Source organism: Burkholderia sp. Bp8986 (assembly GCF_003854225.1).
GTDB lineage: Bacteria > Pseudomonadota > Gammaproteobacteria > Burkholderiales > Burkholderiaceae > Burkholderia.
In genome coordinates, this window is sequence record NZ_QTQM01000236.1 from 1 (window position 1) to 251 (window position 251).

At 62.2% G+C, this 251-nt stretch carries 1 protein-coding gene; it reads left to right on the forward strand.

Annotated features, from left to right (window positions below; translation table 11 throughout):
* On the forward strand, positions 1-251 hold a 251-nt coding region (locus DID99_RS37040; RefSeq protein WP_148094740.1), incomplete at both ends, for a helix-turn-helix domain-containing protein.

Here is a 251-nt window from a genome sequence, read left to right on the forward strand (position 1 = left end):
AAGGAACTGTACGATCGAGGCGGTGAAGCTGCGCTGCAGGAGATTTCCCACCACCGGCCGCTGCTCAAGAACCGCGTGGATCCGCAGGTCGAGGCCGCCGTTGTGGAACTGGCCCTCGAATTGCCAGCTTACGGTCAAGTGCGTATCGCCAACGAGGTCCTCAAACGGCATGCTCTGTCCGTCTCGCCCCAAGGCGTCCGTAGCATCTGGTTGCGCCACGATCTGGAGACCATGCCGAAGCGCCTGAAGGC